This is a genomic window from Pantoea sp. GD03673 (assembly GCF_029844725.1).
GTDB lineage: Bacteria > Pseudomonadota > Gammaproteobacteria > Enterobacterales > Enterobacteriaceae > Pantoea.
Window position 1 is genome coordinate 12527 of record NZ_JAOCKJ010000003.1, and the last position, 25704, is coordinate 38230.

General features: G+C 53.6%; 25 protein-coding genes and 1 riboswitch. Of the genes, 6 read left to right on the forward strand and 19 right to left on the reverse strand.

Going from position 1 to position 25704, the window contains the following annotated elements; translation table 11 throughout:
* The first annotated feature begins 158 nt into the window (after positions 1 to 158).
* Positions 159 to 1931: a sensor domain-containing phosphodiesterase gene (locus N5J69_RS05935; protein ID WP_279768759.1), complete on the forward strand. Its 1773-nt coding sequence runs from the start codon at positions 159 to 161 to the stop codon at positions 1929 to 1931.
* 37 nt (positions 1932 to 1968) lie between these two features.
* Here N5J69_RS05935 and N5J69_RS05940 read toward each other — a convergent pair whose 3' ends face one another.
* The 6 genes from N5J69_RS05940 to ascF form a co-directional block, all read right to left on the reverse strand.
* Positions 1969 to 2904: an ABC transporter substrate-binding protein gene (locus N5J69_RS05940; RefSeq protein ID WP_279768760.1), complete on the reverse strand. Its 936-nt coding sequence runs from the start codon at positions 2902 to 2904 to the stop codon at positions 1969 to 1971.
* A gap of 23 nt (positions 2905 to 2927) precedes the next feature.
* Positions 2928 to 3683: an ABC transporter permease gene (locus tag N5J69_RS05945; protein ID WP_279768761.1), complete on the reverse strand. Its 756-nt coding sequence runs from the start codon at positions 3681 to 3683 to the stop codon at positions 2928 to 2930.
* Entirely contained in the window at positions 3680 to 4420 is a 741-nt protein-coding gene (locus tag N5J69_RS05950) for an ABC transporter ATP-binding protein (protein ID WP_279768762.1), read from the reverse strand. The genes N5J69_RS05945 and N5J69_RS05950 overlap by 4 nt, the downstream gene beginning before the upstream one ends.
* Positions 4417 to 5118 (reverse strand): thiaminase II, encoded by a 702-nt coding sequence (gene tenA / locus N5J69_RS05955; RefSeq protein WP_279768763.1) that lies wholly within the window; start codon positions 5116 to 5118, stop codon positions 4417 to 4419. The genes N5J69_RS05950 and tenA overlap by 4 nt, the downstream gene beginning before the upstream one ends.
* A 68-nt stretch (positions 5119 to 5186) precedes the next feature.
* Positions 5187 to 5289, reverse strand: a riboswitch (TPP riboswitch).
* A 105-nt stretch (positions 5290 to 5394) separates the two neighbouring features.
* Positions 5395 to 6825 carry a 6-phospho-beta-glucosidase gene (locus N5J69_RS05960; protein WP_279768765.1) on the reverse strand — a complete coding sequence of 477 codons (1431 nt, stop codon included), beginning with the start codon at positions 6823 to 6825 and terminating at the stop codon, positions 5395 to 5397.
* A 37-nt stretch (positions 6826 to 6862) separates the two neighbouring features.
* Positions 6863 to 8323 carry a PTS cellobiose/arbutin/salicin transporter subunit IIBC gene (ascF, locus tag N5J69_RS05965; RefSeq protein WP_279768767.1) on the reverse strand — a complete coding sequence of 487 codons (1461 nt, stop codon included), beginning with the start codon at positions 8321 to 8323 and terminating at the stop codon, positions 6863 to 6865.
* A 259-nt stretch (positions 8324 to 8582) separates the two neighbouring features.
* Here ascF and N5J69_RS05970 point away from each other — a divergent pair, with 259 nt between their 5' ends.
* Positions 8583 to 9599: a LacI family DNA-binding transcriptional regulator gene (locus tag N5J69_RS05970; RefSeq protein ID WP_279768773.1), complete on the forward strand. Its 1017-nt coding sequence runs from the start codon at positions 8583 to 8585 to the stop codon at positions 9597 to 9599.
* On the opposite strand, the gene N5J69_RS05975 is transcribed toward N5J69_RS05970, so the two are convergent.
* Both N5J69_RS05975 and N5J69_RS05980 read right to left on the reverse strand, forming a co-directional pair.
* Positions 9596 to 10345 (reverse strand): DNA-binding transcriptional regulator YciT, encoded by a 750-nt coding sequence (locus N5J69_RS05975; protein ID WP_279768775.1) that lies wholly within the window; start codon positions 10343 to 10345, stop codon positions 9596 to 9598. The two genes, N5J69_RS05970 and N5J69_RS05975, sit on opposite strands and share 4 nt — an antisense overlap.
* Positions 10346 to 10416: 71 nt before the next feature.
* On the reverse strand, positions 10417 to 11679 hold the full coding sequence (locus tag N5J69_RS05980) for a DUF1479 domain-containing protein (RefSeq protein ID WP_279768777.1): 1263 nt from the start codon (positions 11677 to 11679) through the stop codon (positions 10417 to 10419).
* 254 nt (positions 11680 to 11933) lie between these two features.
* On the opposite strand from N5J69_RS05980, the gene N5J69_RS05985 reads away from it, so the two are divergent.
* Complete coding sequence (locus N5J69_RS05985; protein ID WP_279769424.1) at positions 11934 to 12755, forward strand: Cof-type HAD-IIB family hydrolase; 822 nt, start codon at positions 11934 to 11936, stop codon at positions 12753 to 12755.
* A gap of 30 nt (positions 12756 to 12785) precedes the next feature.
* On the opposite strand, the gene N5J69_RS05990 is transcribed toward N5J69_RS05985, so the two are convergent.
* A complete protein-coding gene (locus tag N5J69_RS05990; protein WP_279768778.1) occupies positions 12786 to 13178 on the reverse strand; it encodes a helix-turn-helix domain-containing protein in 393 nt (130 codons plus the stop codon).
* 111 nt (positions 13179 to 13289) lie between these two features.
* Between N5J69_RS05990 and N5J69_RS05995 the strand changes: the two genes are divergently transcribed.
* Entirely contained in the window at positions 13290 to 14339 is a 1050-nt protein-coding gene (locus N5J69_RS05995; RefSeq protein WP_279768779.1) for an NAD(P)-dependent alcohol dehydrogenase, read from the forward strand.
* Positions 14340 to 14560: 221 nt separating this feature from the next.
* On the opposite strand, the gene N5J69_RS06000 is transcribed toward N5J69_RS05995, so the two are convergent.
* From N5J69_RS06000 to N5J69_RS06010, 3 genes are all read right to left on the reverse strand, one after another.
* Complete coding sequence (locus tag N5J69_RS06000) at positions 14561 to 15247, reverse strand: hypothetical protein (protein WP_279768781.1); 687 nt, start codon at positions 15245 to 15247, stop codon at positions 14561 to 14563.
* 92 nt (positions 15248 to 15339) lie between these two features.
* Positions 15340 to 15582, reverse strand: a complete 243-nt coding sequence (locus N5J69_RS06005; RefSeq protein WP_279768782.1) for a hypothetical protein — start codon at positions 15580 to 15582, stop codon at positions 15340 to 15342.
* 2 nt (positions 15583 to 15584) lie between these two features.
* On the reverse strand, positions 15585 to 15809 hold the full coding sequence (locus tag N5J69_RS06010; protein ID WP_279768783.1) for a hypothetical protein: 225 nt from the start codon (positions 15807 to 15809) through the stop codon (positions 15585 to 15587).
* Between the two features lie 228 nt (positions 15810 to 16037).
* On the opposite strand from N5J69_RS06010, the gene N5J69_RS06015 reads away from it, so the two are divergent.
* Both N5J69_RS06015 and N5J69_RS06020 read left to right on the forward strand, forming a co-directional pair.
* Positions 16038 to 16346 carry a hypothetical protein gene (locus N5J69_RS06015; protein ID WP_279768784.1) on the forward strand — a complete coding sequence of 103 codons (309 nt, stop codon included), beginning with the start codon at positions 16038 to 16040 and terminating at the stop codon, positions 16344 to 16346.
* Positions 16347 to 16520: 174 nt separating this feature from the next.
* A complete protein-coding gene (locus tag N5J69_RS06020) occupies positions 16521 to 17615 on the forward strand; it encodes a sensor domain-containing diguanylate cyclase (protein WP_279768785.1) in 1095 nt (364 codons plus the stop codon).
* 36 nt (positions 17616 to 17651) lie between these two features.
* Here N5J69_RS06020 and map read toward each other — a convergent pair whose 3' ends face one another.
* From map to N5J69_RS06055, 7 genes are all read right to left on the reverse strand, one after another.
* The gene (gene map, locus N5J69_RS06025) at positions 17652 to 18437 is read right to left on the reverse strand and encodes a type I methionyl aminopeptidase (protein WP_279768786.1); all 786 of its coding nucleotides are present in this window, start codon (positions 18435 to 18437) and stop codon (positions 17652 to 17654) included.
* On the reverse strand, positions 18434 to 18679 hold the full coding sequence (locus N5J69_RS06030; protein WP_279768788.1) for a ParD-like family protein: 246 nt from the start codon (positions 18677 to 18679) through the stop codon (positions 18434 to 18436). Before N5J69_RS06030 ends, map begins: the two co-directional genes overlap by 4 nt.
* A gap of 568 nt (positions 18680 to 19247) precedes the next feature.
* Complete coding sequence (locus N5J69_RS06035; protein WP_279768790.1) at positions 19248 to 20492, reverse strand: aromatic amino acid transporter; 1245 nt, start codon at positions 20490 to 20492, stop codon at positions 19248 to 19250.
* A 21-nt stretch (positions 20493 to 20513) separates the two neighbouring features.
* Complete coding sequence (locus N5J69_RS06040; protein WP_279768791.1) at positions 20514 to 21851, reverse strand: amidase family protein; 1338 nt, start codon at positions 21849 to 21851, stop codon at positions 20514 to 20516.
* 12 nt (positions 21852 to 21863) lie between these two features.
* The gene (locus tag N5J69_RS06045) at positions 21864 to 23558 is read right to left on the reverse strand and encodes an FAD-dependent oxidoreductase (protein ID WP_279768793.1); all 1695 of its coding nucleotides are present in this window, start codon (positions 23556 to 23558) and stop codon (positions 21864 to 21866) included.
* Positions 23559 to 23808: 250 nt separating this feature from the next.
* Entirely contained in the window at positions 23809 to 24207 is a 399-nt protein-coding gene (locus N5J69_RS06050; RefSeq protein ID WP_279768795.1) for a DUF4440 domain-containing protein, read from the reverse strand.
* Positions 24204 to 25583 carry an MFS transporter gene (locus N5J69_RS06055; RefSeq protein WP_279768798.1) on the reverse strand — a complete coding sequence of 460 codons (1380 nt, stop codon included), beginning with the start codon at positions 25581 to 25583 and terminating at the stop codon, positions 24204 to 24206. Before N5J69_RS06055 ends, N5J69_RS06050 begins: the two co-directional genes overlap by 4 nt.
* Between the last annotated feature and the right edge of the window lie 121 nt (positions 25584 to 25704).

Sequence of the window (25704 nt, forward strand, 5' to 3'; positions counted from 1 at the left end):
CGTTAAATGATTTCGACAGCGATCAGATATCGTGCGACACTGTTTCGCTGTGAAAGTACTGTCAGATTGAGCCGCTATTTATCTGATAATTGGGCGCTAATTGAGCATTCTTAAGCGAAATTATTTTCGATTTTTGCGCCTGCATAGGAGAGGTTTCAGTGCATAACGAGCAAAATGGCAGCGACGTAAAACGTCTGAGTGCGATCAAGGCACTTTTATCGCCGGATGAAACCCGGGATAAAGTGCTGGAAAGATTTGTGCATCTCGCCAGTCAGGTGCTGGGTATTTCAGGCAGCTTCATTTCGATTATTGACGATCATAATCAATACATAAAAGCGTCACGTAACTTCGATCTCAAACAATCGACGCGTGATGATTCCCTTTGCCGACACGTTATCGACGGTGAGGGTCACCTGGTGGTGTTTGACACCTTACTGGATGATCGCTTTGTTACGCATCCGTTTGTGAAAGGCGACCCGCATATTCGTTTCTACGCAGGCGTGGCGCTACAGAGCCTTGACGGCGCGATGCTGGGTACACTTTGCGTTACCGATACGCAGCCGCATCCCTTTACGGATGAGAAACTTGCAACGCTTCGCTCACTGGCCACGCTGGTCACTTCTTTTCTGGATGCCTGGAACAACGCGGGTTTTGCCGACGTTATAACGCATCTGCCGAACCGCCCACGCCTGATCCGGGATTTGCAGCAACTGACCCTTACCGCACCCCACAGCCGTTTTCGCCTGATTCTTATCGACTGCCTCGACATTATCCGGGCTTATGAGCTTTCCCGCGCGGTGGGCATTGCGCCGATGGAGAAATTGCTCAGGCAGATGGCGCAGGATGTTGCGCACCGGCTGAATCTGCAGGAGAACGAGGCACTCTACTCGTTTGCCCCTGGCCGTTTCGCCATCATTCAGCCTTATTCAGGCCGTTATTCAGCCCAAAACATGATCGATCTCTTCAACGGGATGCGGGCCGATCTGGCGGAAAATATTACCCTCGATCTGGATGTTTATACCGGCGACACCGAGTTTGTACCGGGACAGATGGATGCCAACGAAACGGTGCGCCAGGCCGTAAGCGCGCTGCATGAAGCGATTGATGAGAACATCAGTGCGATGTCGTTTGAGGAGAGTTACGACTCACGGCGTACCGATGACTTTATGATCATGAACGATCTGGCTCAGGCGCTGAATAAAGATGAAGAGCTCTATCTGGCGTGGCAGCCCAAGGTGTGTCTGAAAACCGGTAAAACGGTCGGACTGGAAGCGCTGATCCGCTGGAATCATCCTGAGCGGGGTGAGCTTTTCCCCTCAGATTTTATTCCGTTAGCAGGTAAAACTAACCTGATCTCCGATCTGACCAACTGGGTTATCGATCACACCGTTGAGCAGCTGGCGCGCTGGAATCGCGAGTATGATTTAATTCCGGTTTCGATCAACGTCAGCGAACGCGACTTCAGCAGACCCGATTTTGCCGACAAGCTGGTGGCGAAATTAGCGACAGCCGGGTTGCCCCACTCAATTATGGGGATTGAGTGTCTGGAGAACGAACTGATCACCAAAAGCGATGTGGCGATCAAAGGACTGGAAGCGCTGAAATCGCAGGGGTTCGTGATTTCGCTGGATGATTTCGGCACCGGCTACAGCAACATCAGCTATCTGCAGGATATCCCGCTGGATGTGATTAAAATCGACCGGTCGCTGATCTCGCGTATGGGCAATGACGACGCATCGAAAATCATTGTCAGGTGCATTATCCAGATGCTTAAAGAGCTGAACTACACCGTGCTGGCCGAGGGTGTGGAGGCCGAAGCCACGCTGGGACTGCTGAAAACGTACGGTTGCGATCAGATTCAGGGTTACTTCTTCTCTAAACCGCTGCCCGCCAGCGACATCGAACACTGGCTTTATCAGAAGACACGCTAGTCAATCTGCCCGCAGCGAGGGCTGCGGGCGCGCGTAATCACTCACTGCCGATGGCGTAGCGCTCAACCGGGGTGATGCTTTTAATCAGCCTGTTATCAAACAGAAACTGCTCATACGCCTGATAGCGTGCGCGATCCAGTTTTGCCGGATCGGCGGCGAACAGCGGCAGAGTAGCCTTCCATGCCTGATGATTGAGCGGCGTGTTCAGCTCCGGATGCTCCTGTGAAAATGCCTGCCAGCTCTCTTCAGGATGTGCCTGTAACTGCGCATTTCCCTTCTTCAGCGCCCGCAAAAACTTTTTGATTTTTTCCGAGTGTGCCTCATCACGATGGGCAACAATGATCAGCTCGTCATAGGCGGGCACACCATAATCCTCAACGTTAAACACCACCGGCGCTTTACCTGCAAGCCGCATCTCCAGGGCTTCTATATTGCGATAGCCGCCAATCACGGCATCAACCTGTCCGGTCAGCAGGGCGCTGGTAAGCTGAAAGTTGACGTTAACCAGTTTCACCTGATCGGCCTTTACGCCGTCATGGTTCAGCATGGTCGCCAGCGTCGCTTCTTCAATGCCGCTGACTGAATAGCCGATGCGCTTTCCTTTTAAATCCGCGGGTTTTTTTACCGTTTTGTCCAGCGTCATCAGCGTATTGAGCGGACTGCTTATCAGCGTGCCCACCCGCATCAGCGGTAAGCCCTGATCGGCGAAGAAATGCAGTTGTGGCTGATACGTTATCGCTAAGTCCGCCTGTTTAGCGGCCACCAGACGCGGCGGCAGCGCCGGATCAGAAGGCGGCACAATGCTGACCTCCAGACCCTCTGCCGCAAACGCGCCGGTCTGCTGAGCCACCATAATGGGTGCGTGGTCGGAATTGATATACCAGTCGAGCACCAGCGTCAGTTTTTCCATCGCCTGAGCCTGTGTGGCTAAGGTTGCACTGAACAGCAGGGTAAACAGCGGGAGTTTAGTCATAGGGTTTCTCATGAGTGGGGTCATTAAGGTGTCTCGGGAGCCCAGGTAATCAGGCGTCGAAGCAGGAGGTCAATGATGAGCCACAGCGTCAGCGTCATCAGCACCAGAATAAACAGGGCAGCGAAACAGAGATCGCTCTGCATCCGGGCATTGGCATTCAGCATCACATAGCCCAGTCCTTCAGCCGATCCCACCCATTCACCGATGATTGCGCCAATCGGCGCGACGGCCGCTGCCATCCGCAAGCCCGAGCCCAGGGCAGGCAGTGCGGCTAACAGCCGGACGTGACGCAGTTGCGCTGCATGTGAAGCGCCAAGCGTGCGCGCCAGATCGAGATAGCCGGAAGGCACGCGGCGCAGGCCATCATAAAAAGCGGACGTCACCGGGAAAAAGATCACCAGTACCGCCATCGCGACTTTGGCGCTCATGCCAAAGCCAAACCAGAGCACCAGCAGCGGTGCCAGGGCAAAGACCGGAATCGCCTGGCTGGTGATCACCAGCGGCATCATCCAGCGCTGCAACCAGGGCGAAAAAGTCATACCCAGCGCCAGCACGCTACCCAGCAGCACACCGAGCGCCATGCCGCTGAGGATTTCGGTCAGGGTTATCAGACTGTGATGGCTGAGCCAGGCGGCGTTGTTCCACAGCGCGGTCGCGACCGTCGCGGGCGAGGGCAGCAGAAAGGCCGGAATGGAAGTGAGCGTGGCGAGCCACCATAGCGCGATCAACCCGGCAGAAAGCATGACTCCTCGTCGAAGAGCGGCGAAACGTCTTCTCATCCGGCTATCCTTCTCAGCTGTTTCAGCAGGGCGGCCTGACGCTGGATGACATTGACGTCCTCTGCTGCACGCGGGGGCTGGCCCTGCGGTGGCGGGCAGGTTTCAATGCCCGCTGACCCCATGATCAGCAGGTGATGACCGAGCCGACAGGCTTCCGCGGCGTCATGCGTGATCAACAGTACGGTATGCCCGACCAGCATTTCTGCGGCCAGTGTCTGGATCTGAGTCCGGGTCAGCGCATCCAGTGCGGAAAACGGCTCATCCATCAGCACGATGGGCTGACGGGTATAGAGGGTCCGCGCCAGCGCGGCGCGCTGCCGCATTCCCCCGGAAAGCGTTGCAGGCCGGGCATGGGCACAGTGGCTCAGGCCCACCCGCGCCAGCAGATACTGCGCCCGCTCGCGATTAGCTTTCTCACCCCTCAGACGACTGGCGAGGCAGACGTTCTGTTCCACCGTCAGCCAGGGATAAAGCAAATCCTGCTGCCCCATCCAGGCGATACGCCCGGCCAGCGGCAGGCCGTCGCTCCCGCTAATTTCCCCGGAAACAGGTGGCGTCAGACCGGCAATGACCCGCATCAGGCTGCTTTTCCCCACGCCGCTGGCACCGAGTAAAGCAGTAAATGCGCCGCCCACAATCTCCAGATCCAGCTGGCTGAAAAGAGGCTGCTGACCCACTGTCAGGCAGAGCTGACGAACGGAAATACCCGGCGGGACGGCATCGACTGACAGACTCATAAGCCGACCCGCAGATTGTCGGCATGATTGAGACCCATCTGCCAGAACGCCGCTTCCAGCCGGGTCGCGGTAGTAAAAATCTCTGCCAGTGCATGAATACGCTGTTCACCGGCACGCTGCCCGGCCAGGGTTTCAAACAGCGCAATTGAGGCGCGAACACCGGCCAGATAGGTTTCATCGCCGTAATTCTCTATCCATGCAGCGTAAGGATTTCCCTCAAAACGGGTCGCGGGATCGTTCAGCAGCGTCAGGCCGATTTCCGCATAACCGGCCACGCAGGGCATCAGCGCCGCCATCAGCTCCAGTGCATCGCCGGTGTGACCCACGTCCAGCACATAGCGGGTGTAATTGAGCGTTTCCACTGCCTCGGGTTCGCTTGCCATCGCCGTCTCACTGATACCCCATTGCTGGCAGTAAGCCTGATGCAGCGGCAGCTCGCTGATAATGGCGTTAAGCGATGCTGTCGCACTTCGCAGGGCGGCGGGATCAGAGAGTTTACTGATCAGCAAACCCAAGGCACGGGCGAAGTGCAGCAGGAACAGCGCGTCCTGAATGAGGTAGTGGTGAAAAGCGGCGGGAGGCAGTGTGCCCTGACCAAGCTGCTGTACAAAATCGTGCGCAACATAAGCGTGCCATTGCGTGCCCGCCTGCTGGCGCAGACGACCATAAAAGCCGGTCTCGAAAAGGGGATGTGACATGGGATCTCCAGTTAAAGGGAGATCCGGGCATACGGTCTGGAACAGGGGATAGTGCAGGATATGAGACAGAAAATCTGCCGACCCGTCCCTTCGCTGGCATGACCCAGATCAGGTTCAAAGGGTTCGGCTTGCGCCATCTCAGCCCATTACAGGACACCCCTCGGAGACATTGGTTATACGATAATTACTGCCGGAGCACAACGCATGCGTTAACCGCCTGCACCTGCCTGGCTGCCACGCAGCAGCGCGTTACGGCACGCCTTTTAAGTGACGTTGTCACTCAAGGTCCGCACCGTTACTGGCAATCACTTTCTTGTACCACCAGAAAGATTTTTTCCGCGTGCGCGTCAGCGTGCCATTCCCCAGGTCGTCACGGTCAACATAGACAAACCCGTAGCGCTTGCTCATTTCACCCGTTGAGGCAGCAACCAGATCGATACAGCCCCAGCTGGTGTAACCCATCACAGGGACACCATCTTCGATGGCATCGCCCATTGCGCGAATATGTTCACGCAGATAGCTGATGCGGTAGTCGTCATTGATCTCGCCATTCGCAGTGATTTCATCGCGTGCGCCCAGTCCATTCTCCACCAGAAAAAGTGGCTTCTGGTAGCGGTCATACATCATATTCATGGTGATGCGTAAGCCCAGCGGATCAATGCCCCAGCCCCACTCACTGCGCGGCACATGGGGGTTGGTCAGGGATTTCACCACATTGGCAGCGCTGCTGTTCTGCTCGTTCATCTCTGCTGAAGCGCAGCGGGAGGCGTAATAACTGAATGAGACAAAATCGACGCTGTTTTTCAGGATGTCGGCATCGCCGTCAGCGATCTCAAGCGTTACCCCTTTTTCACGGAACACGCGTGCGGCGTAAGCCGGATAAGCACCACGTGCCTGCACATCAATGAAGAACAGGTTTTCGCGATCCTTCTCCAGCGCTGCCCAGACATCTTCCGGTTTACTCGACCACGGATAGAAGTTGCCGCCTGCCAGCATGCAGCCGACCTGGTTTGCCGGGTTCACTTCATGCGCGATTCGGGTGACCAGTGCGCTGGCAACCAGTTCGTGATGCGCCGCCTGATACTTGACCTGGTCCTGATTCTCACCCGGTTCGAACACCAGGCCGGCACCGGAAAAGGGGCTGTGCAGCAGGATATTGATCTCATTGAAGGTCAGCCAGTATTTCACCAGACCATCAAACGCCTCAAAACAGGTGCGGGCATATCGGGCAAAGAAGTCGACCATTTTGCGATTGCGCCATGAGCCATATTCGGTCACCAGATGCATGGGCACATCAAAATGGCAGAGCGTAACCAGTGGTTCGATGTTGTATTGCCGGCACGTCTCAAACACCGCACGGTAAAAGGCGATGCCGTCGGGATCAGGCGTCAGTTCATCGCCGTTGGGATAAAGACGGCTCCAGGCGATAGAGGTGCGGAACACGCTGAACCCCATCTCGGCCATCAGTGCAATATCTTCCGGATAGCGGTGATAGAAATCGATAGCCTCATGGCTGGGATAGAATTCATCGTCACGCAGGGTAAAACGCTTTTCCAGACCCAGTTTGACCGGCATACGGTGCGGGCCATGCGGGATCATATCGACGGTGGTTAAGCCCTTTCCGCCCTCACGAAAACCGCCTTCACTCTGGTTGGCGGCCAGCGCGCCGCCCCATAAAAATCCTTGCGGAAACCTTGAATCAGACATGCAATCCTCTTATTCCGGGTCAGCGTGACCCTTTCCTTTAGTGGCTATTGATGGCGTTAGCGCGTTCATTAACAGGCGCAGGTTGCGCGCTGTTTCGGGTTTCGGGCTCGGGTTCCGTTTCAGGAATATCGTCAAACCCTAACAGCAGCGTCAGCACAAATGACAGCACCACTGACAACACCATGACGGCGCCCACCCAGACGATACTCATGGGATTGGTGGGATCAAAAAACTGTACGCTGGTAAACAGGCCGGGAGAGGCCATCGAGTGGCTGGCCAGCCCGCCAATACCCGCGACTGCGCCACAGATAAAACCGCTGATGAGACAGGCAATGAGTGGCCGTTTTAAACGAACCGCCACACCATACAGCGCCGGTTCTGAAATGCCCGCAATGATGGCTGATGCCGCCGCTGCCAGCGCAGTCTGGCGCAGTTCACGATTTTTGGTGCGGAACGCCACGGCCAGCGAGGATCCTCCCAGCGAGAGATTGGCACCAATCTCTGACGGCATCACCATGCCTTCTTTGCCGGTTTCGGCGATGGTCTGGATGATGGTCGGCGTAAACACCCGGTGCATCCCGGTCATCACCAGCAGCGGCCAGATGGCACCCATAATCGCAACGGAAAGCCAGCCAAGATAGCCATGTACCGTGTAGACCAGCGCGGAGATGCCGCTGCCGATCCAGATGCCAATCGGGCCAATCAGCACAATCGCTATCGGCGCCGCAATCAGCACAATCAGCATCGGTTTCAGGAAGTTTTTCGTCACGGCGGGGGTGATGCGATCCACGCCGCGCTCAATGTGGGACAGGATCCACGTCATCACCAGCGCCGGGATCACCGTGTAGGTATATTTCACCGCAGTGACCGGGATGAAAGCGAACTCCACCGGCTGACCCTGCGCCGCTTTTGCCATCAGCTCAATAAAATTGGGGTGAACCAGTATCCCGGCAATGGCGATTGCCAGCGACATGTTGGTTTTGAATTTCAGCGCCGCAGAGGCCGCCACCATGATCGGCAGGAAGAAAAAAGCACCATCACCTATCACGTTAAGGATCACCAGCGTTGACGAGCCTTTTTCAAACACGCCCGCCATATCAAGGATCATCGCCAGCAGCTTAACCATCGACCCGCCAATAATTGCCGGGATCAGGGGTGACATGGTGCCCACCAGCGCATCCAGAATGCCTGCGCCAATGCCCCTTAGGGTGATTCTGCGTTTCACCGGGACAGCCGATGCTGTGCCGGGTGAACCCAGTTCCAGCACCGCCTGGTAGGCGTGCGAAACGTTGTTACCAATGATCACCTGGCACTGGGTGTCGTTGTGTACCACGCCCATGACGCCCCGGATGGCTTTAAGACGGGGATAGTCGACCTGCGTTTCATCTTTCACCACAAACCGCAGGCGGGTCATGCAGTGGGTTACGGCTTCGATATTTGTCAGGCCGCCTAGCGCATCGACGATGGCGCGTGACACCTCGGCATAGTTCATGGGCATGATCGCTCTTCTCTGTAGGGTAAGTCGGTTAAAGTTTTTATGTTTTTAGCGCCTGATGACAGGCAAATAGGAAACCGGTTTCACAAAATCATGAAGTGCTTTCAGAACGCCGACAAGCGTAAAAATCAGGCAAATTGCCGTTTTGTGAGCTATATCACTTGAACGCGCCAGGCAACGTCGTGCGCAGACGGGGGGTAAATATTTCCAATATTGAGAGGCTTAGGTAGACTGCAGAACGACGCAGCAAAGGAGCATCACGATGGCAACGATTCAGGAAGTGGCAAACAGAGCGGGCGTCTCAAAAGCGACAGTGTCACGCGTGCTCTCCGGCAATGGCTATGTCGGGCAGGAGAAACGTGAAAGGGTGTTAAAGGCGATTGCTGAAACCGGATACCGGCCCAATCTGCTGGCGCGTAACCTGGCGACCAAAACGTCTCAGACTATCGGACTGGTGATCACCAATACGCTCTATACCGGAAGCTACTTCACTGAATTAATGGCCCATTCCGCACGCATGATGGAGCAGCAGGGTCGTCAGCTGATTCTGGCGGACGGCAAGCACACCGCTGAACAGGAAGAAGCGGCGATTCAGTTTCTGCTCGACCTGCGCTGTGATGGCATCATTATCTACCCGCGTTTCCTGAGTATTGACGCGCTGGACGCGATTATCTCCCGCCACAAACAGCCGATACTGGTCATCAACCGGCGGTTGCGCATCAACCACAGCTACTGCATTTACAGCGATCAGCACGCCAGCAGTGCGACAGCTGTCAGCCATCTGCTGAATCAGGGGCATCGCGATATCGCCTTTATCACCGGTTCACTGGACTCCCCGACCGGCGTCGAACGCCTTTCCGGCTATCACGCTGCCCTGACCGCACAGGGTCTGAAAGCTGACGACCGCCATGTGGTGGCGGGGAAATGGACGGCGCAGAGCGGGATGGCCGCCGTGGATACGCTGCGGGAGCGGAACGTGTCATTTACTGCGCTGGTGGCGAGTAATGATGAGATGGCGATTGGTGCCATTAAGCGCCTGACCGAATGCGGGATTACGGTGCCCGATCAGGTGTCGGTGATAGGCTTCGATGACATCCCGCTGGCACCCTATATCACGCCGTCGTTATCCAGCATGAAACCGCCGGTGACTGAGATGATCGATGAGACGATTAACCGCCTGCTGACGATGCTGGATGGCGGTGACTGGCACACCCAGGCACCTTTTACGGCGAGCCTGATGCTGCGCGATTCCGTCAGGCCGGGGCCCCGGTCTGCTTAAACTGCCGCGACCTGTATCACCTCAATGGCCTGTTCCCTGAGCAGCGCGACCGTGGCTGCATCGAGTGTCTCATCGGTAATGACATTACCCACCTGATAACCGCATGAGAGCGGATAGGGGTGAACCTGCCCGAATTTCGAGGCATCGGTCAGGGCATAGCTTTCAGCGCCCTTCGCCAGCACCGCATCCACCACATCACAGCGCAGCATGTTGCGGCCGGTAAAGCCGGTCTCCGGGTGCCAGCCATCCACGCCAACAAACGCTCTGTGAAAATGGACCTGCTGGATGGAATAACGGGTCAGCGGGCCGACCACGGACTCACTGCTTTTCTGCAGCAATCCACCCAGCACTATCACATCACAGGCGGCTTCCCGCAGAAGCTGGGCGATATAGTGGCTGACGGTAATCAGCGTCAGATCGGCACGGTCAGCCAGCGCACGCGCCAGCAGCGCATTGGTGCTGCCGCCTTCGATGAACACGGATTCACCCGGCTGCACCAGGCTGGCGGCATGCTGTGCCAGCGCCTGCTTGGTGGGGTAACGGGTGTTCATGCGGGTGCCGACGTTGTCGCTGTCCAGCGCCAGCGCCGAGCCGTGAACACGGCGCAGCAGCCGGTCACGTTCCAGCAGCGTGAGATCCTGGCGCATTGTCACGTCGGAAACTCCGGTAAGCTGCGCCAGTTCACTGACCGTTACGCTGCCCCGGCTGTTAACGAGTTGAATAATCTGATGATGTCGCGGGTTCATAATCGAGTTTCGCAGAAAAACAGTAGTGTATCAGGGATTACCCCGCGCCGGTGCAGAACGCGGGGTCTGGATCAGGCTAAATCCAGTGAGCGGCGTCCGTTAAGGTTCAGATCGTCCGGCTTAAAACGCTGATCCCATTCAGCTTCATAATCTTCCGGCGGAAAATCGTCCGGCGACCGTCCCTGCTCAAGCGCCTGCGCAACCCGCCGGGCATAGGCACGATTCTTGTCACACATTGGCGCTGCGGGGATATACATCACATTGCCCCAGCCCTGCTGATTTTCGACCGGCGCAACGGCGTGGATCACATCGCAGTGCCACCACACCGAATCGCCCGCCTCCAGCGCCGGGATCGAACAGAGTCCGGCAATCAGGTGCGGATGCCACTGCTCATTAATGGGCAACACCCGGCCCGGTGCCACGCCACACAGTTCATCTTCAGGTACATCTGAAAGCAGCGGGCGCAGCAGGACATAGGCCATCGCCTGCGGCACCGGTACCACGTGCAGCAGGCCCTGACCGGGGATCATATCGGAAAGGGCGGTCCAGCCCTGAAACGTACGGAACACGGAACATTTGGTGGTGCCAGGCAGGTCATACTCATCTACGTCGGTACGGTGCGCGGCGTTCCAGGGATCGTAAGCGGCAAAATCACCGTGAAACAGCGTACTGAAAACCTGCTGATAGGCGGGCAGTAACCAGCGTTCCAGTGCGCCGGAGTCGGTATGGGCACCTAATCCTTTCGACGTGGTGCCGGGCAAACGGCGACGGATGCGGTCGGGATAGATAACGCTGATATCAGGATCAAACCACTGTTTGCCGTTGGCATTAAAGGTCCATAGCCGGTTCAGAAAGGATTGCGCATCAGCCATCGCCGCGCTCTGCCGCGCATCCATCTGCGCCTTTGACCAGTAAATCGGGTAAATTTCAGGGCGTGAGGCGGCCAGCGTGCCAAAGAAGTCATCACCGGGACCGCGATAATGTTCATCAAAGCGGTTGTGATCCAGATAGTCGAGCATCGACTTATCCCATGCCAGTGCCTGCTCTCGCGCGAAATGCTGCTTAATCACCACACACCCGCGACGTTTAATCAGCGCCCGGGTTTCATCCGAAACCCGTCCTTCTGTTATGTCCTGCATCGGCACCACCGGCCAGGCTGTGCCGGTTCGCGCTTCCTCTGCTTTCGCTTCGGCAATGGCGGTGTTAATGCTGTCGCACACCTGCCGGAAAAGGATATCGACGTCGCCGATTTGCTGACGCAGCTGCTGCTTCATCTGGCGGATAGCCGTTTTAACATCATCAGGTAAGGGGGTAGAGCGGCATTCTTCACGCATTTCAGACTCCTCAATGTCAGGGATTGAGTTACGAATGTAATTAAATTAACCTTCATTCGTAATTTGCGACTGAGGTTAACATTCTTTTAACGACAAAAAACGTGCGTGATAACACAACTTCTGAACCGGAACGCTCTGAAAGCCGTTAGCAAAGTCACTATTTGCATTCTCATTAATCCACACAGCGAGTAAGCTTTATGAATCAAATCAATCAGCCGGAAGGACAGAACGGCGAACGTAAAGGGGCAGGCGAGATGGCGGTTAAGATGATTGCGGTGGATATGGACGGGACCTTTCTGGACGATAATAAGCAGTACAACGTTCAGCGTTTTGCACGTCAGTATGCGCTGCTGAAGCAGAAGGGCATCCGGTTTGTGGTGGCCAGTGGTAATCAGTATTACCAGCTGCAGCGCTATTTTCCTGACATCAAAGATGAGATTGCGTTCGTGGCTGAGAATGGCGCGTGGGTCTCTGACTGCAACGAAGAGATCTTCTGTGGCGAGTTAGCGCAGGAAAAAGTACACAAGATCCTCGATATCCTGGCACATGAACCCGATATCGCCGTGGTGGTGTGCGGACGCAAAAGTGCCTACATGCATTCTTCCGCCTCTGATGCGGTGATGGAACAGCTGGCAAACCACTATCACCGGCTGGAAAAACGCGATGACCTTTATGCCATCGACGACACCATTTTCAAATTCTCGCTGAAGCTGGAGCATGAAGGTGTGGAGGCGCTGCTGCAACGACTGCATGCCAGTCTGGGCGAGCTGGAGAACATCATGCATCCTGTTTCCAGCGGTTTTGGCTTTATCGACCTTATTATTCCCGGCTGCCACAAAGCCCACGGTATTGCGTTGTTGCAGGAAAAATGGGGGATCAGCGATTGTGAAGTGCTGGCCATTGGCGACAGTGCAAATGATATTGAGATGCTGCGTCAGGCCTGCTTCAGCTTCTCAATGGCCAATGCTGCTGACGCTGTTGCTGCAGTGGCTCGCTACCAGACTCAGAGCAACAATGATGAAGGTGCCCTGAATGTGATTTCCCGCGTGCTGGCACGCGAATTCCCGTTCGATTAAGTCCCGGTAATCGGCCTGACGACCCCTGTTTTATCTGTCACTTTCCTGATGGCTGCGAGCATGATTTTCCATTTCATCCAGCGCAGCCTGATTCTCCAGCCCCCACTGATACATCTGCTCAATCGGCTCTGCGAATGTAAGACCCAGTGGCGTAAGGCTGTATTCCACTTTTGGCGGCACCACCTGCCACACCTGACGTGACACAAGTCCGCGCTGCTCCAGTTCCCGCAGCGTCTGTATCAGCATCTTCTTCGAGATTCCCTGCAGACTGCGCTCCAGTTCGCCGGTGCGAGCCCGATTATCCGGCCAGTGCCAGAGCGCATGCAGCACCATTGTGCTCCACTTCACCGAAAAAAGTTCCAGCAGCCGACGCGGCGGCGAGTCCGCATAAAAGCACAGTTTCCCGTCAATCCAGACCGGCATAATTTCACATCCCGTTTTATGGTAACCAAAAGGTAACTACTACCAAAAGGGAGTCTGTGTGTCTATAGTGTGCCGCTTTCTTTACGACCATCAGGTAAGAAGAGGCAACAGATGAAAATTAATGCGCTGGTCGCCACGCAGGCAGATCACCCGTTGAAAACCGGGCAGATTGCGTTACGCGACCTGCAGGCTGACGATGTTAAAATCGACATTCTCTACTGCGGTGTCTGTCACTCTGACCTGCACATGGCGCGCAATGAGTGGGGCGTCAGCCGCTATCCGCTGGTTCCCGGTCACGAGATTGTCGGACGGGTCATTGCAACAGGTGACAACGTCACGAAATTTTCCGTCGGAGACACGGTTGGCGTTGGCGTCATGGTTGATTCCTGCCGTGCGTGCCACTTCTGCCAGCAGCAGGAAGAGCAATATTGTGAGGCCGGGTTCACGCCGACTTATAACGGCATCGATAAATATACCGGTCACACAACGTTTGGCGGCTATGCGCAGCACATCATCACCGACCAGCATTTTGTGGTCACGGTTCCCGATAATCTGGCACTGAACGCGGTGGCACCGCTACTGTGCGCAGGCGTAACCGTCTGGTCACCCCTGCAGCACTTCAACGTAAAGGCAGGCGATCGTGTCGGCGTGGTCGGTCTTGGTGGCCTGGGCCACATGGCCGTTAAGCTGGCCAGCGCACTGGGTGCAGAAGTCACCCTGTTTACGACCTCTCCGGCGAAAGGGGCGGATGCGCGTCGGCTGGGTGCTAAACATGTCGTGATCTCGCGGGATGCGGCACAAATGGCCGGATGTCAGGCGTCACTGGATATCATTCTTGACTGTGTTGCTGCGCCGCACGACCTTGATCCTTATCTCAGCACGCTAAAAACCAACGGTCAGCTGGTGCTGGTGGGGATCCCCGATCAGCCTCATCCGTCACCGAATGTCACGCCGATGGTGTTTCGTCGCCTGAGTATCACTGGCACCTCCATTGGCAGCATCCAGGAGACGCAGCAGATGCTCGACTTCTGTGGTGAGCACAACATTACGGCCGACGTGGAGATGATCACCGGTGAAGAGGTGGAGTCTGCTTTTGAACGTATGCTTGTCAGCGATGTGAAATATCGTTTCGTGATTGATATGCAGAAAACCCGCTGGTAACCCTCTGGCCCGCTCTGAAAGTGGGCCTTCCTGCTGTGTGCTGGCAGGCCAGAGGCCGGAATGAATAGCTTCGCTGATAGTTACAACATACCATGTGCGTTCCATTGCCATATCACATGCGTGTCCGTGCAATAAAAGCTATTCAGCAAATAGGTTCGGATAGCAGCAAAAAAATACCCGACGCACGGGTCGGGTATCTGCATTACCGTCTGTAGCAGGTGTTAATTCTGATCTTTGTCCGCTTTACTTTTTTCAGGTTCGTCTTTTTCAACAGCATGAATAAAGGGTTTAAGCAGCTGAATATCCAGAATGACATAAACCATGGTGCTGATAAAAAGCGAGATGACGCTGCCAAACACGCCGCTGGTGGTAAACGTCAGATAGTTATAAATCACCAGCCAGGTCACGCAGATGAACAGCGCGAGCGAAATAGAAAGGTTGGGCACGGAGTAATTGCTGGTGCCGCCGCCCTGGGTGTGGGTGGCTTTGAACAGATTTCCGATGGCGTATGTTTCCAGCACCAGAATGCTCTTTTCCCAGTTGCGCTGCTTTCGAGCGCTGGCGCGGGTCAGGAAAAGATAGAGAATCGAGATGAAAAAACCGGAGAAGGCGATAAGCACCGGAATCGCTTCCAGCGCATATTCAATGCTCTTATGCGCAGCGCCCGTGGTACTGAGATCAAGCGTCAGCGAGGCACCCAGCGCAGCATATAAAAAGAGGAACAGCAGCAGAAACGTCAGGCTGCGTTTCCAGTCTCCATCAGCCTCGGCGCTTTTCTGCTGGATGGCCACCTGAAGCGATTGCTGAATTTGTTGTGCCTGAAGGGAGTCTGTATCAAGGGTGTGGCAGGGCGCGGCAAAGAAGTGGTGCATAAACTGCTCGTCTTCTTCGTGAATGGTGATTTTCATCAGAAACCTGTATTGGGGGAGTTTTCTTTATTCTAATCAGCACAGGATGAATTAACAGTAACTTTGCCGGTAAACCAAAGCCCCAGGCTGGCTTAGCGGGATATCAGGCTAAACAGCGTGCTTAAAACCGAATCCGTTGCAAACGTCTGAGCAGCGTTATCCTCGTCGTGGCGCAACTGTTTATGGCGCACCACGGCGGCATCGGCGTTATCGGCATAAATCACGTCCCGGACGATCCCGTAACCTTCCGTAGCTAACACGTCCTGCTGATCCTGTCTTAAGAGATTGACGGCCCTGACTGACTGGTCCTTCTGGAACAGACGATAATCTGGCATGCTTATTTCTCCCCAGGAGTGTCCAGCGCTTTAAACTGCCTGATAGCGTCATTGATATTGTTCGTCTCGACGGTCGCGATGCAGCGATCACCGTTAAAGACCTCATAGCGGGCGTTGTGAAGCTGAAACAACAAATCCCTGCCACGAAAATGTATGCGTTTCTGTTTAACGCCAATCCCATGCCGCCGTAATAGCGCCTGTGACAGGCGGTCGGTCTCTTTAATCATTCCTTCAGCTCCTCGGCAGTACGTGGTCACTGCCAGTAAACCTGATGAACATTAGTTTTATATTAAGAGACAACCTTATTTTTAGCAGGGCTAAAGTGTACCTTTCAGAGAAATTACCGGGTAGCAGGGACTTACAGGACGGTTTCCCTGCCGGATTCCGCATTCACTGCGTTAACAGGCCCTGAATGCGGTACACTTGCCCGGACAACTTGCACAGGACATGCCGCTATGAGCGATAAGAAGATGATTTCCATTGATCAGTTCAGCGCTGATGAACGTCTGGCCGTCGAACAAACCTATAAAGGGCTGGCTGAAAAGTACCGTCAACGAACCGGTAAAGAGCCGGACAGTAAAAAAGAGAAAGAACTTAATGGTGAAGCGCGGCAGATGGTAATGGCCAGTAAGCTGGAAAAGGAGAGAGCGCTGGCTGAGAAGGCGAGGAAAAAACCGCTGCGTAAAAAGAAACCTGAATCATTAACCGCCAGTGAAGTCAGTGATTTCAACTGGTCTGCTTCGGTTGCTAAAGGCCGCAGATAATCTGGCTGCGCGTGCAACAGTGGCGCGCAGCATCGTTTTGCCATTACCCCGCAGGTGGCGGTCTTTTGAACTCCTGCTTCCAGACTCATGCAATAAGAATATTCTGCAAAAAATTTACCTTATTTTATCAATTCCCGATAAACTGCCTGAACCTGTCGCTGCTTCAGTCTGCCTATGAATTATTACACTCCTGATGATGTTCAGCTGAAGCGCCGCTCGACGCGATTTGTGCGCCGTATGTTCATGATGCGCCAGCTCGGCACCTTTCTCTGTTTTCTGCCCATTCTGTCGGTTTTGATGGAGATGGGGAAAAGGCCTGAACTTTGCGCACTGCTCTTTGTTAATGCTTTTATCTGGCCTTATATAGCCTGCCGAATGGCATTGCGGTCACGCGACCCTACGGGGGTTGAACGTAAGAACCTGACGCTGGATGCCGCTTTCGGCGGCGTCTGGGTTGCTGCCATGGCACTGAGTCCATTGCCCTCAATTATCATCATGGCGGTATTGATCTCCGATCGCTACTCGGCAGGTGGCTGGGTTCAGCTGAAGTCTGCCCTGCAGGCTTTTCTGTTTGCCTTTGTGCTGGTCTGGTCAGCGGAAAAAGCCCCCTTAGTGCTGACGTTCAGTACCCGTACTGTCTGGCTGACACTGCCGCTGGCCAGCCTGTATCTGCTGGCACTCAGTGTGGTGTCACATAATCTGACGCTGAGTCTGCGGCAGAAAAACCGCGAACTGGAACGCATCGCGCTGATGGATCCAGGCCTGAAAATCCCTAATCGTCGTCTGTTTGAGCGGCGGCTCGAAAGTGAATTTTTACGCACGCAGCGAGGCGAGGGCAAAGCCTGGTTAATGCTGCTGGATGTCGATCACTTCAAACAGGTTAACGATACCTTTGGGCATGAAGCGGGTGACTTTCTGCTGGCAGAGATCTCGGCGCTGCTGCGAGACAGCGTCGGCCTGAAAGATGTGCCTGCCCGCTTTGGCGGTGACGAGTTGTGCGTGATCGTGCGGGATGCCGATGAAACCAGCATCCTGCTTCTGGCACAGCAGATAAAACAGGGAATTGCCTTACTGCGATTACCCGCTTCATCCACTTTTCAGTGCTCGGTGAGTATCGGCATTTCAGCAGCACGAGAAGCGGCGTCGATTCATGAATGGCTGAGACGCGCTGATGAGGCGCTTTACCAGGTCAAACGCGCGGGGCGCAACAACGTGCAGATTTGGCATTCAGACCTGCTCAACACACTCAGTGAAGTCAGGAGCAAGTGAAGAAGGCAGCCTGAGACCGCATCTCAGGCTGTATGATTAAATCTTCGGGTAGTCGCCGGTGCCATCTGGCCACGGCGTCAGCAGATCGAAACCCTCTTCAGTGACGGCAACGGTATGTTCCCATTGCGCCGAGAGCGAGCGGTCTTTGGTCACGACCGTCCAGCCATCTGACAGCACGCTGGTTCCTGCTTTACCGGCATTTATCATCGGTTCGATGGTGAAAATCATACCCGCCTTCAGTGGCATGCCTTCACCCGGCGTGCCGTAGTGCAGCACCTGCGGATCGGTGTGATAAATTTCACCGACGCCGTGACCGCAATATTCACGTACGACAGAAAAACCGGCCGTTTCAGCAACACGCTGAATGGCCGCGCCCACATCACCCAGCGTTGCACCAGGTCGGACAGTTTTAATCCCCGCAACCATCGACTGATAGGTGATCTCAACCAGACGCTTTGCACGGACCGACGGCGTGCCGACAAAGTACATCCGGCTGGTATCGCCGTACCAGCCATCTTTGATTATCGCCACATCGATGTTGACGATATCGCCATCCTTAAGTTTCTTACCGGACGGGATGCCGTGGCACACCACATGATTGACTGACGTGCAGGTCGTGCGCGTGTAGCCGTGATAACCGATGTTCGCGGGCGTCACCTTGAGTTCATTCACGATGTAATCGTGACAGATGTCATCTAACTCTTCGGTAGTCACGCCTGGGCGAACGTGTGGTGTAATCATCGCCAGCACCTGAGCCGCAGCCTGTCCGGCTGCCCGTGCCATCTCAATCTCCGCTGCGGTATGAATTTTAACGGTGTTCATGACACATCTCCTTGTGTGGTGAGGGTCTCTTTATGGAGCATATTGCGGATATCAGCGTTGCCTTCCAGTTCAAGCCGGATCAGCATCTGCGCCAGTTGGTGTTGGGTGTGCTGCGGATAGAGTTCAGCCAGCATACCCAGTTTCAGCCAGTGTTCAGCCTGTGCATTGATTGAGCGGCTCATCGCCTGACTGGCGATGCGCAAATTCTCATGCATCAGGTCGGAGATTTTTACGATACCCATGTAAGCCTTATATGAAACGTATATGTTTTGTATATAGCATATCCATAATTTCATGCGTTGCAAGGGCAAATGTTAACCCGTGCGAAAATGTCCGAAATTACATATGCATCACACCAGTGCATACGCATCGCCACGGGAATCGAGGTACTTCTGAGCCATGGTGAGATGCCTGAGGCCCAGCAGTGGTTGTATAAACGCATGACCGTAATGTGCCGCATATAATCCTCCGGGCAGGCTGCGGATCTCGTTAAAGACTCGTGGGTTCGGCAGCGCATCCAGGCCCCACCGCGCTCGTGTGCGCGTGAATGCCTGTCAGGTTTTCCCGGCGAACCGGGCCGGGTCTGCGTTCATGATGTCGTGTAGCAGAATAGATAAAATCCTGTGAGGGACTATCCCGGCGGCATAACGCAATCACGTCGTTCAGTGTCATTCCGGTGTCATGCAGCGCCAGCCCAACGGCGATGGGCAGGTCAGATTACAGGGAAGGTTAGCATCATAACATTCACTTATTCGTTTAATTACAGTTAGTTAGAAAAAATTATGATGCCGACAACAGTTTCTGATGATGTTAAAATACTGGCAACAGATCAAACTCACTCAGCGCCCATGAAAGGATGTTGAGGGCGGCGAATACCATAATCATGCACAACTGAAGCCCGTCCCACTGGCCGCGCTGATAGCCAGAGTCATGACGGGATCGCATTTTCAGATGAAGTAATCCCGGAACAATCACTGCCCAAATTGTCGCGATTAGCCCGGCATAACCAATCGCCCTAACAAACCCATCCGGAAAAAGCAGAGATAAACTCAATGGCGGCAGGAAAGTGATCGCTGTGGCTTTGAGGCGACCCGTTCTGGTCTTTGGGAAAGCAAAGCGGTCGCTAATGTAATCCACAAGGCCTGCCGTCACCCCCACGAACGAACAGATAACGGCAAAATGTGAGAACGTCGAAAACAACAGCGACATCCCGGCAGTATAACCATGCAGACTAAACGCGTGCATCAGTGCGGCAATATCTCCGCCCTGGCTGGCAATTTCCGGAAAGGCTGAGCGGGGAAGGTTACCCATAGTGCAGATTATCCAGAAAAGATAGATAACCAGCGCCACGGCGGTGCCTGTGCACAGGCATCTTTTAACACGTCGATGATCGCCATTGTAATAGCTAATCAGGCCTGAAATATTTCCATGAAAGCCGAATGAGGCGAGGCAGAATGGCACGATGCCGAGCATATAGGGCCAGTACGATGCTGTCGGATTATGACTGTCCAGCAGGTAGTTGATATTCACGGTGGTTAATAATCCACCAAATAGGGTAAGTAACAGAACAATTTTGGTGATGAGCAGAACAGACATTATTCGGCCAATGCTGCTGGTGCCTAACCAGACGATGGCAGCTACGGTCAGGCTTAATATCACTTTGGCTTCGGATGATGAAACCGTTTTGCCGGTTAATTTGCTCAGCGAGTGATCATAAACAGGTCCGACCGCTGAAATATAGGCATATGTCAGAATGCCGAGCACGAAAACCAGGCTCAGACCATTTACCTCAGCCCAGTTACGACCTAATACATCACGGACAATTTTGTCATAGCCGGTTTCCAGAGGGTAATGCTGGCTCACACGGTGAAACATCAGACCACTGATTAACATACAGACCCAGCTAAATGTCAGTATCAGTAATGCCCAGCCAAACCATGCCCCGGCCATCACGACCGGCAAGACGAACATGCCTGCACCCACCACAGTGCCGCAAATGATTGTTGCTCCCCAAAACATCGAAGGAGAACGCTTTGAAATTGCCATATCGGACATAGGGGTTCCTGAAGAAAAAAGTTAGCGATGGAGAATAGCCTCTATAGCCAGGGCATGGCTAATTAACTGACGATCTGCTTTTGGCAACCCATCTAACGATAATCCAACAGACAAATCTCCCTGGTCAGCAACCGGTATTGTCACGCTGGGCGCACCCACGCTGCTCGCAATATCGGTGTTACGAATGAGTTTATTGAAAATATCAGGTTGACTCACATTCCCGATCTCTGGCACTTCACAACACACCGTCGGATAGAGGATGGCATCCACCTTTAATTCGCTGTAAATCTGATCCCAGTAAGCGCGAAGTTGACCGATCGATTTCAGGCCATGCATGTAGTCCTTCCAGCTAACCTGTTCCTGCGCATTCTGCTTCTGCAAGATAGACGCGACGGCTGGGTCGGAAATTTGTCTGATGATGGTGTCAAAATCAGCGACGAGGCGCTGCTCCAGCAAGAACGCGGGGAAGTCGATGAAAAATTCAAAAAACGGTACAGGGAACTGGATTGCTTTGTTCAGCTTACCGAATATGCTGTCATCGAACGTCACGATCTCAACGCCTGCCCGCGCCATCAGCCTGACCACCTTCATGCAGGTTTCCCGTATGGGAGTATCCAGATTGCTCCACATAAACTCAGCTGGCAGCCCTAGTCGTGAAGGCAGACGAGGGGTAATAGCGGGTTCATCCATCATTGCGGCGTCGAGCAGCGCTAGGTCACTGACTGTCGGGGCAATAAATCCAGGAGTATCTTTGGTGCGGGAAACAGGAACAATGCCTCCGGTTGGATAACGTCCCGTGCTGGGTCGGAAACCTGCGACTCCACACAGTGCAGCAGGTATACGTACTGATCCGCCGGTATCGGTGCCGACGGAAAATGCGCTGATGCCGGCAGCTACCGCTGCGGCACTTCCGCCACTACTGCCTCCGGCGATGTGGCCAGGGTGCGCTGGATTGCCAACACTACCCCACTGACCAGACAGAGAGGTCACACCAAAAGAAAGCTCATGCATATTGTTTTTGCCACACATGACAGCACCGAGTGTCTTAAGCCGGCTAATCACTGGCGCATCATCCATCGGATAAAAGTCGATTAATCCCGGCGTGCCGGCAGTTGTCGCAAAACCTTTTACATTTATATTGTCTTTGCATGAAAAGAGTAAGCCCGATAAGGGCAATCCGGTCTCTGACGAGTCGAGCTTGTTTGAAGAGAATAACTGTTCATCGAATGCAATAAATGCATTCAAATCTTTGCTGGCGTGATAATTGTGCAGCCGGATATGGTTGCTGGCTTTCAGATCCCCGTAACGCCTGTTCAGGGTCTGCTCATCCTTCAGCAAAAATTGTGTTCTTTTTTCCATGTTTAACAATGCTCAGTAATGATAATGACGCTGCATATTGTGAAGCGGATTATTTTTCCGGAGCAGACCCCCGAGGCTGTAAATGACAGCGCAAGCTGCATTAATACCCGTCTGTACCGCGCCCTCGGCCCAGCCACCAGTAAATGAGCAACTGCATCCGGCCAGATAAATTCCCTGATCAGATTCATTATCTTTAGCTGACTGAAACTGATAAAACAGCGATTCAGAATAGCGATCGTCACCGGGATAGTTGAGTTTAAAGGCACCCATTGCCAGAGGATCGGTCAGCCAGTCATATTCAAGAATATATTGGGGATCGTTATTCATAGGGCTAAGGTGTTTAGCGAACACCGGGGCAGATATCGCCAGTTCTTTAACCAGTCGCTCTAGCCTTTCACGTTTATCTTTTAGGGTGACTAATTTATGAGAATCATCCTCCCATGTGTAGCTGATTAGCACGACACCATGTCCTTCCGGATCATTCGGCTGATAATCGAGGCAGTAAATACCTCGTGCAAGCGTGTCCGTAAGAATGGTATGAGGCAATTCTTCTTTCAGCCAAAACTTTTCCCGGGTCAAGAGAAAGAGCTTTGACGAACCGATAAGGTGGGTTTCATTCACTGCCCGGCAGACATCAGCCGGAAAAAGCGTATTGTGTCTCGACAAATCCAGGCATACCTGCATTGCGCGGGTAGATGTGGTGACAATCACTCTGTCAAAAACCTGGCGGTTGCCTGTGCTGGTTGAAACCACAAACTGGCCACTTTCAAGTCGGGCGATTTCTTCGACTTTCTGGTGAACGATACGATCGCTTAACGTGCAGCCCTGCAGGATTTCACTGCTCATTCTTGTCGTAAGTGTTTCAATGCCTGCCGGGACCATACGCTGATCGTCTTCCAGACCGTTTACCACCAGCCGCATGATTTCAATAAACGCCGCCCGATATACCGGCTGAAAGCCGCCGGAGCCAATACCCAGCGAGCCAAAGAGAGCAAAATCATCGGGTTTATGCCACCGTTCACCTCCCGGCGGATTTGCGCCAGTGAAGATCCTGACAAGCGAAGAGTAGAAGCAGTTATCACCGAAGATATCCAGGTATTGCTGCCAGGCTTCTTTAGCATCTGCAAGCCGGCCTTCTTTCAACGCCAGAGTGATTGAATCAGGCGCCTGAAGCTGCTTTCCTTCAATAAGGACGCCTTCCTGTAAAAAACATCGCCAGCCGCGATCAACCCGCGAAAACAGTGCCGGGGGCGGGGTTCCCGCAGTCCATTTGTGCGGCACACCCTGAAAATGAATTTCGGTATCAACAATGCCAGGATCCGGAAACTCAGAGGCTGTATCGATATTGAATTCAGCCAGATAGTGAAACAAACCTGTTTCTGAAGGGGGAAAGCGCATTGCTCCCATTTCAGCTATATATTCCGGCATATTGTCATCAAATTTCTGGCTTAACAGTCGCCCACCGGATCTGGCAGCGTTCGCTTCGAAGAGCGTGACATGCGTGAGACCCGCCTTCAAAAGCTCCCGCGCCGCAATCATTCCGCTCAGGCCTGCCCCGATAATTGCCACGCTTGCAGGACAATCGTTATATACATGCCCAATGCTGCCCGCTGATTTGGCGTGGCCCAGAAAAGCTCCGTAATCAAAGAGTGTATCAATAAAGGGAAAGGTATATCCCTCGCTGACATGATCTGCTTTAGTCTTCATTATCTATCCAGCGGAATGCATGTTATTTCAATGATGAGGATGCGCTGTTAATGGAATCTCTTTAGATAAGAGGAGCCTGATTTAAACATTCACATTGTGGATTGTTCAGAAATTAAAATTCTTAAGGTAACCGTTATAAAAACAGGCAGTCCATCCAAAGAGTTATTTCCACAATAAACGCAGGTTTTTGCATCTTTATTTTTTGCACAGGTAAAGAAACCCCGCACATCGGCGGGGTAGGTCATCAATGCTATGAAGGCTGGGGCAACGCTGTCTCCTGCAGATGACGCCAGATGATTTTGCCATTCGGCTTTGATTCGAACACGACGGTCGAAAAACGCAGCGTGGGGCTGTGACCCGGAAGCTGCTGTAATTCTTTATAAACAACGGTTGCACCATTCTCGTTATCCGCAATCACTCGCATGTCGCTGATTTCGATTGCTAAACCGGGGCGTGCGCCGCGCTGAGTCCGAAAAAAGGAGTCTAATGTTGTGAAGTCCAGCAACCCGCCACCGGTTGTTACCATGGAGTATGCCGGACTGAAACGTGCCAGGAGATCTTCACAAACCTCATCTTTTGCAGTTTCATTGCCCAGCCATTCTTTTATCAATTCATGGGCATCCAGGACTTCCTTCAGGAAAAGGTTCATTTTTGTTCCTTATTAAGCGTAAGTACGACTTTGTGATTCGCAATGCGGAGAGAGCACAGAACAGGGATGACAGCGCTGCATGCTGCTATGACAAAGCAAAGACGATAGGACTGATCTACAGGCATCCCTGTGTTCGCTATCAGATTGAACAGCAGGCTGACCAGCGTTACGCCGAGACAAAAACTAAGCTGACGATTGATATTCCACAGGGCGCTTGCATCGGCCAGTTCACGATCAGCCATTTGAATAAAAGCAGAACTCTGCGCCGTGCTGCTGCACAAGCTGCCGCCAAATCCCATAAAAGCGAAAGCGAGTATGCAAATAATCGTGTCTATGCTATGCCCTCTTAGCGCCAGCATCCCGATACCTAATGCCTGAACCAGGCAGCCTGTGATAAAGAGCGGACGGGGGCCCCAGCGGTTAAACTTTTTGCCCGTCAGGCTGATAGCGGCAAAAGAGGCTATTGACCAGGGGAGCATGAGCAAACCCACGAAGCTGGCATGCATCCCCAACTGATTTTGCAGATAGAGCATGGTGATCATACTGACGCCAGTAAACACACCGGGGATAAACTGATAAATCAGCATTGCGGTATGTAAAAGCGGATCTTTCACCAGATGCAGGTTAATAAGCGGGTGACGTTTTTTAAGCGCGTTGCTGACATAACCCGCCAGTGTAACAATACCTGCCAGTAGCATCAGTGCGCCTTTAATGAACTCTCCGGCTTCACCCACATAGGTCAGCCCCAGCAAAATCAGCGTGAGCGCAACGCAGCCACTGACTAATCCCACCAGATCTAACGGTTCGGCGGTCTTTTCCGGGCGAACCGGTTTGAGCCATAAACCTGCCATGAGCAGCGTCACCACGGCCAGGGGAAGGCTGACCAGAAATACCCAGCGCCAGCTGAGATGCTCGACCAGTATTCCGCCAATGGCTGGCGAGAGGGCGGGTGCGAGCAGAGCGACCAGCATGACAACAGAGGATAATTTTGCGCGCTCATTACTTTGATACAAAGCGTAAGTCATTGTCTGTCCTATGGGGATCAGCAATCCGCCGCCAATACCCTGAATCCAGCGCCAGGTAATGAGTTGCGTAACCGATGCTGACGCACCCACTCCGCAGGTACCCAAAATAAAAATCAGTAATGACAGCATGAAAAGACGTTTCGCCCCCATCCGCCTTGCCAGCCAGCTACTCAGGGGGATGACCAGTGTCAGCCCCAGAATGTATCCATTACTTATCCACGCCAGCTGGCTGACGGGTGCGTCGAAATGCCGGCCGATATCCGGATAAGCCACGTTGGCGATAAACATATTCACCAGATCGATAAAAAATCCCAGCAGATACACACTGGCAACGCGCACACGATAAGACATTTGTTTTCTCAGACAGGAGAGCATAGGGCGCGCAGTATAAGACCGATATCAACCCGGATAAATTGCTTTTCCCTTGCTACACTGTCAAAATTATTTTGACAATTTGCATACCGAAGAGGAG

What these genes read in the sequence shown, in the direction of transcription:
- N5J69_RS05940 (WP_279768760.1), bottom strand. Translation starts at nt 2,904, where the DNA reads ATGACTAAACTCCCGCTGTTTACCCTGCTGTTCAGTGCAACCTTAGCC.
- N5J69_RS05945 (WP_279768761.1), bottom strand. Translation starts at nt 3,683, where the DNA reads ATGAGAAGACGTTTCGCCGCTCTTCGACGAGGAGTCATGCTTTCTGCC.
- N5J69_RS05950 (WP_279768762.1), bottom strand. Translation starts at nt 4,420, where the DNA reads ATGAGTCTGTCAGTCGATGCCGTCCCGCCGGGTATTTCCGTTCGTCAG.
- tenA (WP_279768763.1), bottom strand. Translation starts at nt 5,118, where the DNA reads ATGTCACATCCCCTTTTCGAGACCGGCTTTTATGGTCGTCTGCGCCAG.
- N5J69_RS05960 (WP_279768765.1), bottom strand. Translation starts at nt 6,825, where the DNA reads ATGTCTGATTCAAGGTTTCCGCAAGGATTTTTATGGGGCGGCGCGCTG.
- ascF (WP_279768767.1), bottom strand. Translation starts at nt 8,323, where the DNA reads ATGCCCATGAACTATGCCGAGGTGTCACGCGCCATCGTCGATGCGCTA.
- N5J69_RS05970 (WP_279768773.1), top strand. Translation starts at nt 8,583, where the DNA reads ATGGCAACGATTCAGGAAGTGGCAAACAGAGCGGGCGTCTCAAAAGCG.
- N5J69_RS05975 (WP_279768775.1), bottom strand. Translation starts at nt 10,345, where the DNA reads ATGAACCCGCGACATCATCAGATTATTCAACTCGTTAACAGCCGGGGC.
- N5J69_RS05980 (WP_279768777.1), bottom strand. Translation starts at nt 11,679, where the DNA reads ATGCGTGAAGAATGCCGCTCTACCCCCTTACCTGATGATGTTAAAACG.
- N5J69_RS05985 (WP_279769424.1), top strand. Translation starts at nt 11,934, where the DNA reads ATGGCGGTTAAGATGATTGCGGTGGATATGGACGGGACCTTTCTGGAC.
- N5J69_RS05990 (WP_279768778.1), bottom strand. Translation starts at nt 13,178, where the DNA reads ATGCCGGTCTGGATTGACGGGAAACTGTGCTTTTATGCGGACTCGCCG.
- N5J69_RS05995 (WP_279768779.1), top strand. Translation starts at nt 13,290, where the DNA reads ATGAAAATTAATGCGCTGGTCGCCACGCAGGCAGATCACCCGTTGAAA.
- N5J69_RS06000 (WP_279768781.1), bottom strand. Translation starts at nt 15,247, where the DNA reads ATGAAAATCACCATTCACGAAGAAGACGAGCAGTTTATGCACCACTTC.
- N5J69_RS06005 (WP_279768782.1), bottom strand. Translation starts at nt 15,582, where the DNA reads ATGCCAGATTATCGTCTGTTCCAGAAGGACCAGTCAGTCAGGGCCGTC.
- N5J69_RS06010 (WP_279768783.1), bottom strand. Translation starts at nt 15,809, where the DNA reads ATGATTAAAGAGACCGACCGCCTGTCACAGGCGCTATTACGGCGGCAT.
- N5J69_RS06015 (WP_279768784.1), top strand. Translation starts at nt 16,038, where the DNA reads ATGAGCGATAAGAAGATGATTTCCATTGATCAGTTCAGCGCTGATGAA.
- N5J69_RS06020 (WP_279768785.1), top strand. Translation starts at nt 16,521, where the DNA reads ATGAATTATTACACTCCTGATGATGTTCAGCTGAAGCGCCGCTCGACG.
- map (WP_279768786.1), bottom strand. Translation starts at nt 18,437, where the DNA reads ATGAACACCGTTAAAATTCATACCGCAGCGGAGATTGAGATGGCACGG.
- N5J69_RS06030 (WP_279768788.1), bottom strand. Translation starts at nt 18,679, where the DNA reads ATGGGTATCGTAAAAATCTCCGACCTGATGCATGAGAATTTGCGCATC.
- N5J69_RS06035 (WP_279768790.1), bottom strand. Translation starts at nt 20,492, where the DNA reads ATGTCCGATATGGCAATTTCAAAGCGTTCTCCTTCGATGTTTTGGGGA.
- N5J69_RS06040 (WP_279768791.1), bottom strand. Translation starts at nt 21,851, where the DNA reads ATGGAAAAAAGAACACAATTTTTGCTGAAGGATGAGCAGACCCTGAAC.
- N5J69_RS06045 (WP_279768793.1), bottom strand. Translation starts at nt 23,558, where the DNA reads ATGAAGACTAAAGCAGATCATGTCAGCGAGGGATATACCTTTCCCTTT.
- N5J69_RS06050 (WP_279768795.1), bottom strand. Translation starts at nt 24,207, where the DNA reads ATGAACCTTTTCCTGAAGGAAGTCCTGGATGCCCATGAATTGATAAAA.
- N5J69_RS06055 (WP_279768798.1), bottom strand. Translation starts at nt 25,583, where the DNA reads ATGTCTTATCGTGTGCGCGTTGCCAGTGTGTATCTGCTGGGATTTTTT.